8 protein-coding genes are annotated in these 9867 nt (G+C 64.3%); all 8 read right to left on the reverse strand.

Annotated elements, in window-relative coordinates:
• Positions 1 to 43 precede the first annotated feature (43 nt).
• The 8 genes from ACVWW6_RS31620 to ACVWW6_RS31655 all read right to left on the reverse strand — a co-directional run bounded on the left by ACVWW6_RS31620 (position 44) and on the right by ACVWW6_RS31655 (position 9679).
• Positions 44 to 1735 (reverse strand): cation acetate symporter, encoded by a 1692-nt coding sequence (locus tag ACVWW6_RS31620; RefSeq protein WP_011086889.1) that lies wholly within the window; start codon positions 1733 to 1735, stop codon positions 44 to 46.
• A complete protein-coding gene (locus ACVWW6_RS31625; protein ID WP_028171101.1) occupies positions 1732 to 2034 on the reverse strand; it encodes a DUF485 domain-containing protein in 303 nt (100 codons plus the stop codon). The genes ACVWW6_RS31620 and ACVWW6_RS31625 overlap by 4 nt, the downstream gene beginning before the upstream one ends.
• Before the next feature lie 243 nt (positions 2035 to 2277).
• On the reverse strand, positions 2278 to 2589 hold the full coding sequence (locus tag ACVWW6_RS31630) for a DUF3240 family protein (RefSeq protein WP_011086887.1): 312 nt from the start codon (positions 2587 to 2589) through the stop codon (positions 2278 to 2280).
• Entirely contained in the window at positions 2586 to 5660 is a 3075-nt protein-coding gene (locus tag ACVWW6_RS31635; RefSeq protein WP_456682014.1) for an efflux RND transporter permease subunit, read from the reverse strand. Before ACVWW6_RS31635 ends, ACVWW6_RS31630 begins: the two co-directional genes overlap by 4 nt.
• Positions 5660 to 6790 carry an efflux RND transporter periplasmic adaptor subunit gene (locus ACVWW6_RS31640; RefSeq protein ID WP_456682015.1) on the reverse strand — a complete coding sequence of 377 codons (1131 nt, stop codon included), beginning with the start codon at positions 6788 to 6790 and terminating at the stop codon, positions 5660 to 5662. Before ACVWW6_RS31640 ends, ACVWW6_RS31635 begins: the two co-directional genes overlap by 1 nt.
• A gap of 272 nt (positions 6791 to 7062) precedes the next feature.
• The gene (locus ACVWW6_RS31645; RefSeq protein ID WP_456683201.1) at positions 7063 to 7554 is read right to left on the reverse strand and encodes a hypothetical protein; all 492 of its coding nucleotides are present in this window, start codon (positions 7552 to 7554) and stop codon (positions 7063 to 7065) included.
• A gap of 166 nt (positions 7555 to 7720) precedes the next feature.
• Positions 7721 to 8173, reverse strand: coding sequence for a DNA polymerase III subunit chi (locus tag ACVWW6_RS31650; protein WP_011086883.1), 453 nt, complete (start codon positions 8171 to 8173; stop codon positions 7721 to 7723).
• 6 nt (positions 8174 to 8179) lie between these two features.
• A complete protein-coding gene (locus tag ACVWW6_RS31655; RefSeq protein WP_404522532.1) occupies positions 8180 to 9679 on the reverse strand; it encodes a leucyl aminopeptidase in 1500 nt (499 codons plus the stop codon).
• Positions 9680 to 9867: the final 188 nt, after the last annotated feature.

The following is a 9867-nucleotide window of genomic DNA, read 5'->3' on the forward strand; positions in this document are numbered from 1 at the left end:
TATGAGCCGGTCGGTACCGAAGCGACGTCCCGCAGATTCTCGCCTAGTGAGCCGTGGCCGAAGCAGCACCGATACCGGTCTGCGATCGGACATATTGCGCGTCAAAGCCATCGCGATCGGCCGCGGCACGCTTGCTGCGGTCCAGGATCGAGACCAGCCAGATCCCCGCAAAGGCGAGCGCCATCGAGAACAGCGCCGGATTGTCCAGCTTGATGGGAGCCGACCCCTTGGCAAAGCCAAGCGTCGCCTCCCAGACTGCCGGCGATAGGACCACGCCCACAACCGCGCTGAACAGGCCAAGGAAGCCGCCGAACACGGCTCCCCGCGTCGTCAGGCCTTTCCAGAAGATCGACATCACCAGCACGGGGAAATTGCAGGATGCCGCGATGGCGAAAGCAAGGCCCACCATGAAGGCGACGTTCTGGTTCTCGAACACGATGCCCAGGAAGATCGCAAGCACGCCGAGCACCAGTGTCGCAATCTTCGAGACCCGGATCTCGTCCTGCTCGTTTGCGTTGCCGCCCTTGATCACCATGCCGTAGAGATCGTGGCTGATGGATGATGCCCCGGCCAGAGCCAAGCCTGACACGACGGCCAGGATCGTGGCAAAGGCAACGGCCGAAATGAAGCCAAGGAACAGATTGCCGCCGACGGCGTTCGCGAGATGAATCGCCGCCATGTTGGAGCCGCCCTTGATCGCCGCGATTCCGCTCTTGGTCTTCTCGAGAATGCTCCCATCGAGAAACATCGCGTCGGTCGAAACCAGCGTGATCGCGCCAAAGCCGATGATGAAGGTCAGGATGTAGAAATAGCCGATGAAACCCGTGGCGTAGAACACGGACTTGCGGGCCGCCTGAGCGTCCTTCACGGTGAAGAAGCGCATCAGGATGTGAGGCAGGCCCGCCGTTCCGAACATCAGCGCCAGGCCGAGCGAGATGGCCGAGAGCGGATTGGAAATCAGGCTGCCGGGCTCCATGATCGCGAGTTTCTTGGGATGCACCTCTGTTGCCTTGGTGAACAGCGCTTCCGGGCTGAACCCGTACTTGTAGAGGACGGCTCCGGCCATGAACGTTGCGCCTGAGAGCAACAGCACCGCCTTGATGATCTGCACCCAGGTCGTCGCCTTCATCCCGCCGAACGTCACGTAGATCATCATCAGGCCGCCAACCAGGACGACCGCGATCCAGTAGTCGAGACCGAACAACAGCTGGATCAGCTTACCGGCACCGACCATCTGCGCGATGAGATAGAACGCAACCGTCACCAGCGAGCCGCACGCCGCCAGGATACGGATCTCGGTCTGCCCGAGCCGAAACGAGGTCACGTCGGCAAAGGTGAACTTTCCGAGGTTGCGCAATTGTTCGGCGATCAGAAAGGTGACGATCGGCCATCCCACCAGCCAGCCGACGGAGTAGATCAAGCCGTCGTAGCCCGAAGTATAGACGAGGCCCGATATGCCGAGAAAGGACGCCGCCGACATGTAGTCGCCTGCGATCGCAAGTCCGTTCTGGAAGCCCGTAATTCCGCCGCCGGCCGAGTAGAAATCCGCGGCCGATGCGGTCCTCTTGGCGGCCCAATAGGTGATGACGAGCGTCAGGCCAACGAACCCGACGAACATACCGATCGCCGACCAGTTGGTCGCCTGCTTAACGCCGCCGTCGATGCTGCCTGCGGCGAGCGCGATGGTGGGCAGGCCTGCGAGCAGGATCGCCAGGAGCCATGAGAATTTCTTCACGAGCGGTTCTCCTCGACAATCTTGCGGATGAGCACGTCGTAACTGGAATTCGCCTGGCGGACATAGATACCCGTCAGCAGGAAGGCGAGCACGATGACGGACAGTCCGATTGGAATGCCGATCGTCGTCACGCCGCTGCCCAGCGGTATCCCGAGGAACTTGGGAGCGTAGGCGACCAGCAGGATGAAGCCGAAATAGACAACAAGCATAACCGCCGACAGCATCCAGCCCAGCGACGAACGTCGGCGCACGAGCTCCTGGTAGTTCGGATCGCGTTCAATCTTGGCGAGGTTGCTCACATCAATGGTCCCTGGATGATCCTCTGGAGTTCTTGTCGTCAAAGCGGTCCCTTATCTGGCGGGACCATCCCAGCCTGCACTGCCGGACGGCCAAGCTCCATGATCCAGATCAAGTCCGGTTGATCCCTATGACGTGCGTGACAAACGGCCAGCGGCCGCGCAGCTGTCGAAGGCGCGCGGAAGAGCAATGGCTCGGGGCCGGCACGCAGTTTGATGAAGCGGCGGGGTAGAGGTTGCTCCGGACTACGCGATGGTTCCGAACTCGGCCACCGGAGCAATCCAATATACGAGATTGCAGCCCGCGAACGAATGCCGGAGCTGATCGACCAGGCGCCTGGCGTCCGCTCCTGGCAGAACGATCTGGACATGCACCTGATCGGCGTGGCCCTTCACACGTTCGGCGGCCGTCGGCAACTGCACGCCTGAGCCGTGTCCCGCGGCATCGGAGACCGTGAAGCCGGACGTCTGGCCCGGCTGCTCGCTGAGAAAGTCGAGCAGCTCCTCGCGCAGCTTTCGCGCCAGGATCAACGACAGGCACACATATTCGCTGGTCATTTTGACTCCTTCACAGTGCCGCCGAACCGGCGATAGAGGATGGGGAGCAGGATGAGCGTAAGCAGCGTGGACGACAGCAATCCTCCGATCACCACGATCGCCAGCGGCCGCTGGATCTCCGATCCCGGACCGGAAGCGAACAAGAGCGGGATCAGGCCCAATGCGGTGATGCTGGCGGTCATCAGCACCGGGCGGAGCCGCCGCCTGGCACCGTCGACCACGATCTGGTCCTCGCCGACGCCATGCGCCCTCAACTGATTGAAATACGAAACCAGCACGACGCCGTTCAGGACCGCGATTCCGAGCAGGGCGATGAATCCGACAGAGGCCGGAACCGACAGATATTCGCCGGTCGAGACGAGGGCAAACACGCCTCCGATCAGCGCGAACGGGATGTTCACAAGCACGAGCAAGGCCTGCCGAACGGAAGCGAAGGTCGTGAACAGCAACACGAAGATGAGACCGATGGCGACGGGCACGACAATCGAAAGGCGCGCGGCAGCGCGTTGCTGGTTTTCGAACTGTCCGCCCCAGGTGAGCCGATAGCCCTTCGGCAGCGAAAGGTCGGCGGCGACCTTCCGTTGGGCCGCCTCGACGAAGCCGACCATGTCGCGGCCGCGCACATTGGCGCGAACGACGCTCATCCGGTTGCCGTCCTCGCGGTCGATCTTCACCGGGCCGTCGACGCGCTGGATGCGCGCGACCTGGGACAGCGCGACGTGCTGCCCGGAGGCGAGCGTGAGTGGCAGGCTCGCGAGCAATGTGGGCGCCTCCCGCGTCGTCTCGCTTCCCCGGACCAGAATGGGCGTGCGACGGCCCTCCTCGAGCGCGGTGCCGATCGTCCGCCCCTCGATCTGGGTCCGCAGCGCATTGGCAATGGTGTCCACCGTCAGACCGAGACGGCCGGCCTCCATCCGGTTCACGACGACCGTGTAGTATTGCGCACCTTCGTTGAGCGTCGTGTAGACGTCTTCCGCACCCTCGATGCTGGTGAGGATCTCGGACAGTTTCGTCGCAATCTCGTTGAGCCGGCCGATGTCGCTGCCGAAGACCTTCACAGCGACATCGCCACGCACGCCGCTGATCATCTCCTGCACCCGCATGTCGATGGGTTGGGTGAAGCTGAGCGAGATGCCCGGAAAGTCGGCGAGCACGTTGCGCAGCGCCTTCAAGAGCTCCGCCCTGTCCGGGGCGGCTCTCTCTTCAACAGGCTTGAGCACGAGAAACGTGTCAGTCTGGTTCGGTCCCATGGGATCGAGCCCGAGCTCGTCGGAACCGGTTCGCGCGATGATCCCGGTGACGTCCGGAACCTTCAAGAGCGCCGACTGGATCCTCGCGTTGATCGCGAGGGATTCGTCCAGATTGACCGACGGCAACGTCTCGACGCTGACGATGACGTCGCCCTCGTCCATGGTCGGCATGAAGGTCTTGCCGAGTTGCGAATAGGCGTACCCTGCCGCGACCAGCGCCAGGAGAGCTGCAGCAATGACCTTTCGCTCGTTTCGCAGCGACCAGTCCAGCGCGGGTGCGTAGACGCGCTGCGCGAGGCGGATCAGCAGCGGCTCGCCGTGCCCTGCCGATTTGAGCAGGAACGAGGTCGCGACCGGGATCACGGTGAGCGCCAGCAGCAGCGAGCCGGCGAGCGCAAAGATGATTGCGAGCGCAACGGGGATGAAGAGCTTGCCCTCGAGCCCCTGCAAGGTGAGCAGCGGCACGAACACGATCATGATGATCAGCACGCCGGAAGCGACAGGTTGCAGCACCTCGCAGACCGACCGGAAGATGACGTGGATCAGCGGAAGGCCCCTGCCCGGCTCGTGGTTGCCGAGATTTCCGACGATGTTCTCGACCACCACCACCAGCGCATCGATCAGCATGCCGATCGCGATCGCAAGCCCGCCGAGGCTCATCAGATTGGCGGACATTCCAACCGCACGCATGGCCAGGAGCGCAATGACGATCGCGAGCGGCAGGCTGAGGGCGATCACCAACGATGCGCGCCAATTGCCCAGGAACAGCAACAACAGGACGACCACCAGCACGGTCGCCTCGCCGAGCGCCCGCACCACCGTGCCGACGGCGCGACCGACGAGTCGGCTTCGGTCATAGAACACGTTGAGGGATACGCTCTGGGGCAGCGCGGGCTTCAGCTCCTCGAGCTTTGCGCGGACGTCACGCACGAGTTGACCGGCATTGGCTCCGCGCAAGCCCAGCACCAGCCCTTCAACCGTTTCGCCCTGGCCGTTCTCCGTCACCGCCCCATAGCGTGTCAGGGCCCCGACCTTGACGCGCGCAACGTCGTTCACGCGTATCGGGACCCCGTCGCGGGTGTCCACGACAATGGCCTTGATGTCGTCGATCGTGCGGATGCTGCCTTCAATCCGCACCAGGGCACTGTCCTCGCCCTGGTTGACGCGCCCCGCGCCGTCGTTGCGGCTGTTGGTTTCGACGGCGCGGCGAAACAGCTCCGACGAAATACCGCGCGCGGCGAGCGCATCGTTGAGCGGGACGATCTCGAACGCCCGCACGTAGCCGCCGAGGGCATTCACGTCGGCAACCCCGGGAACCGTGCGCAGCGCCGGTCGGATCACCCAGTCGAGCAGGGTTCGCCGCTCCGCCAGCGACAGCTCGGAGCTGTCGATGGTAAACATGAACATCTCGCCGAGCGGACTGGTGATCGGCGCAAGCCCGCCACTCACCCCCTCGGGAAGGTCACGAGCGATGTTCGACAACCGCTCGGAGACCTGGTTGCGCGCCCAGTAGATATCCGTGCCGTCCTCGAAATCGATCGTGACGTCGGCGAGCGCGTATTTGGTGGTCGAGCGAAGGATTTTCTTGTTCGGCAGGCCCAGCAGTTCGAGCTCGATCGGGACGGTGATGCGCTGCTCGACCTCCTCCGGCGTCAGGCCCGGTGCCTTCATGATGATTTTCACCTGGACTGGTGAAACGTCGGGGAACGCGTCGATCGGCAGGCTGGGGAGGAACGTTGCGCCCGCGCCGATCAGCAGCAAGACGGCGAGCAGGACGAACAGCCGCTGCGAGAGCGCAAAGGCGACCAGACGCTGGAGCATTATTGGCCGGCTCCGAGCCGCGAGAGAATGCCCCGAAGCGCCGAGATGCCCGCGATCGCAACCTCGTCCTTGTCGCTGATCGGGCCGGATATCACGACGTGATCCTGGTCCTCTGCGAGCAGCGTGACCGATACCAGCCGGAAGCCGCCCTCGATGGCTTTGAATATCCAGCTCTGCTCGCCACGACGGACGAGACCGCTATAGGGAATCTCCCAGGCGCTCTCGCCCTCGGAGAGGAAGCTGAGACGGACGGACGCCGTCTGGCCCGGGTGCAATTGGCCGCTGTTCGGCACTTCGGCCCGCACCAGGATGGTTTGCGTCGCCGCATCGGTCGTCTCGGAAATCAGAACGACGCGACCGGGCGTTGCGTAACCTTCGACCTCGACCCGCGCACCGGTGCGGATTGCGCGGATGTTGGCCGCTGGAATGGCGATTTCGGCCCACAACGGCGAAAGCCGGGCAAGCTTGACCAGCGGCGCGGACTGCTCCAGCCGCTGCCCCGGCGAGACCGCGATCTCGACCACGGATCCCGTCTGCGGCGCATTGACGGTCAGCGTCCCGCTGATTGCCGCGTCGGTCGCCAACCGGGAGATTGCGTCATCGGAGAGCCCCGCCAACCGGAGCATCTGCCGGCGCTCCGCGACCGCGATGGTGGCCTGTCGCGCCTCGGTCTGGCTCGCCTCGAGAACGCGTTGTGGGACGGCCTTGCCCTCGAAGAGATCGGCGTTCCGCCTGAGCTGCTGGTTCGCAAGAGCCTCCTGCGCGACGGCGTGAAGATAGTCCCGCTGGAGTGACACGAAACCCTGGCTCTCCAGCGTAAGAAGCGGCTGGCCGGCGCTCACGCGATCCCCGCGCGCGACGGCCAGATTGGTGACCATGCCGGCAACGGGTGTGCTCACCACCCACAATTGAGGCGTCGGAACGACGATCTGCGCCGGATAAGGCAGTGTCTGGTCGGTTCTGCTCGAAACCGGATGCACGACACGAATGCCGAGGCTTTCGATCTGCGTGGGCGTCAGTTTCATGTCGTCGTCGGCCGCAGCGATGCCGGGGCACCCGACGAGCGAGAGCGCAACAACGACGCGGCACGCCCTGCGTAGAAAACGCTCCCTCTGATGGAAAGATCGCATCAATACCAGCTTCGAAGACGGTTGCCGGGTCTTTCTAGGCCGGATGCGATTGAAGGTGTTGACCTACGTCAACGGCAGCCCATTGCGGCAAATCGGGTATTCGAGCCGGCTGTCGCGGATGATGTTGTTGTTTTGGTCGCGCGCGGTGCGCGCTCTTCAATTGCGCGATCCGCGCGAACCAGCGGCAAGGACCGTATGTCGAGGTCGATCGCCCTGGCCGCGTTCGGATCGACGACCAGCTCGTAGCGTTGCGCCGGGACGCGGGCTTGCGCTTACGCCGACTTCTTCTTCGCCTTAGGCTTGGTCGCCTTCGGCAAGACAGGCGCCTCCGGCGTGCCCTCGATCGAAGACAGGCGTCCGGCTGTGAACGTGTAGATGCCCGCGCGCGGACCGGTCGTCCATGTGACAACGGCAACGCGCCTGCCGACGGCATCGTTGGAGAGGTTCACGTTCGAGGGCGCGCCGATGCCGCGCACCACGTCGCATTCGGTATGGCCGAGCGCGACCGTGCCGCCGGCGGCCGCCGGCGCGGTCGTGGATGCATTGGCATCGGCAGGTCCGGGAGGCGCCGCCATGCCGGGACAGGCGCCGTCGGCGCTGACCAGATCCTCAGCCCCGACCGGCTTTTCGGGAGTCAGCGGCGGCGATTCGATCGAGATGTTCCTGATGAACAGGCGGCTGGGCGTGTTGAACCACTGGGCATCCTTGGACAGCAGATCGGTCCCGCCCGAGCAGCCCGCGACCAGCGGTACTACGGCAGCCAACGCAACTATGAGCGAGCCGGGAAGCTTTTGATGTCGCACGATAAACTAAATTCCCCGCGTGAAGGACCAGCCCTAAACGATTGTCCCAACATCACTTTGCGGCACGAAGGTGGCCGAAGCCAGCATCACCCGTAAAGTGCAAATTATCATTAATTGCGATCGACCGCTAATTCCGCCGCTGCCACCGACCCCGTTCGTCGGCCTGCCAATAGGTGACATCAAATCCCCGCGCCTTGCAATCCGTCCAGGCACTGCGGGCGAGCGCCAGCGCGTCCGGATCGTCGCCGTTGAACAGCAGCACCATGCGCTCATAGCCCTGCGCATCTTGCGGCAGCGCTGCGTTGTCGACCAGAAAGCGGACATGGGCGCCGTTAGGATTGTCCTCCTCGATCGCCAGCACGATCGGCTGATCGGCGGCATCGTTCACGCGCCATGTCGCGTGCGGCAGGAAGGAATCGTCGCGATAGGTCCACAGATGCGCATCGAGCGCATCGGCGCGTTCCTCCGAGGTCGACTGCACCACGACGCGCCAGCCGCGCTCGAGCGATTTCTCGAGAAGCGGCGGCAACACGTTCTCCACCGTCATGTTTTGCAGATGGTAGAACAGCACTTCAGTCATTTTGGATCATTTGCGCTCGTAGTGGTCCGCCACCAGGCGATCCAGGAGGCGGACGCCATAGCCGCTTCCCCAGCTCTGGTTGATGTCGGTCTTCGGCGCGCCCATGGCGGTGCCGGCGATGTCGAGATGCGCCCAGGGCGTGCCGTCGACGAAGCGCTGCAGGAACTGCGCCGCGGTGATCGAACCGCCGTGGCGGCCGCCGGTGTTCTTCATGTCGGCGAACTGCGAATCGATCAGCTTGTCGTATTCGGGGCCGAGCGGCAGGCGCCAGACCTTCTCGCCGCTCTCGATGCCGGCCGTCAGCAGCCGGTCGGCAAGTTCGTCATTGTTGGAGAACATGCCGGCATGCTCGGTGCCGAGCGCGACCACGATCGCGCCGGTCAGCGTCGCCAAGTCCACCATGAATTTCGGCTTCGTCTTCTTGGCCACGTACCAGAGCACGTCGGCCAGCACGAGGCGGCCTTCGGCGTCGGTGTTGATGATCTCGATGGTCTGGCCCGACATCGAGGTGACGATGTCGCCCGGCCGCTGCGCATTGCCGTCGGGCATGTTCTCGACGAGGCCGATGGCGCCGACCACGTTGGCCTTGGCCTTGCGCGCCGCAAGCGCGTGCATCAGCCCGACGACGCAGGCAGCCCCGCCCATGTCGCCCTTCATGTCCTCCATGCTGCCGGCCGGCTTGATGGAGATGCCGCCGGTGTCGAAGCAGACGCCCTTGCCGACGAAGGCGACCGGGGCCTCGCCCTTCTTGCCGCCGTCCCAGCGCATGATTACGGTGCGGCTCGGCCGCGTCGAGCCCTGGCCGACGCCGAGCAGCGCGCCCATGCCGAGCTTGTCCATCGCCTTGACGTCGAGCACCTCGACCTTGACGCCGAGCTTGCGGAGCAGGCTTGCGCGGCGCGCGAATTCCTCGGGGAAAAGCACATTCGGCGGCTCGTTGACGAGGTCGCGCGCGATGATCACGCCGTCGACGACATGGCCGGCCGAGGCAAACGCCTTCTTGGCCGCGGCGACATCGCCCACCGCAAGCGCGATATCGGCGCGTGAGCCGCCCTCCTCGCCGTCCTTCTTCTTGGTCTTGTAGCGGTCGAACTTGTAGGCGCGCAGCCGGAGCCCCGCGGCGATCGCAACCGCCTGCTCGCTCGTCATGGCGCCGTCAGGCAGTTCCGCCATGATGGTCATCGCGGCAGCAGTGGCGGAGAGCTTGCCCGCCGCCACGCCGCCGAATTTGAGAAAGTCATTCGCCTTCAGGCCCGTCGCCTTGCCGGCCCCGATCACGATCAGACGGGTGGCCTTCACCCCCTCCGGCGCCAGGATGTCCAGCGCGGCGCCGCTTTTACCTTTGAAAGCGGCGGCCGAGGCCGCCCGCTTCACAAGTTCGGTAGCGCCGCCGAGCGCCTTGGCGGTCGCCGGGCCCAGCTTCAAACCGTCGTCGCAGAACACGACCAGGATGCCACGGGCGGCAGCAGACAACGGGACGAAGCCGACCTTGATGGCATCGGACATGGGTAACTCCTCCAAAACATGGGGCTTTTGCCGCTCGACGGGTCCGGCCACGGGCCGGCGCTGAACGGCGATTCACTGGACTTTCCCCACTATGGGCCACCGGCCGGGCAGATGCCAAGCACCGCCCGTGGCCGGCCAGGCCACAAGAGGGAAATATTAACCATATGTTGAGGGTGCCACGGGGCAGC

This window comes from Bradyrhizobium sp. USDA 3311, from assembly GCF_054062495.1.